1 protein-coding gene is annotated in these 250 nt (G+C 56.4%); it reads left to right on the top strand.

Annotation, left to right across the window (positions count from 1 at the left end; translation table 11 throughout):
* Positions 1–250 (top strand): DUF932 domain-containing protein (locus tag ACE1BR_RS23190; protein WP_374874440.1); only part of this gene is annotated, 250 nt, incomplete at both ends.

Below are 250 nucleotides of genomic sequence, written 5' to 3'. Positions count from 1 at the left end.
GAGCAGAGCGACGTGATGTTTAACGTCGCCTCCGATGCACTGCATATCCGTCCCTACAGCGATAGCAAGGTGCTTTATCGCTCCGATACCCTCACCCCTCTGTCGGTAGTCTCAAACCGCTACAACGTAGTACAGCCTCACGAGGTGCTGCACTTCTACCAAGACCTGGTGGAAGCCGGTGGTTTTGAGTTGGAAACCGCTGGCTCACTTAAAGGTGGCCGCAAGCTGTGGGCACTGGCCAAGACCGGTC

The sequence above is a fragment of the Aeromonas sp. MdU4 genome (assembly GCF_041929505.1).
Taxonomy (GTDB): Bacteria; Pseudomonadota; Gammaproteobacteria; order Enterobacterales; family Aeromonadaceae; genus Aeromonas.
This window is presented reverse-complemented; position numbering and strand designations above follow the sequence as displayed.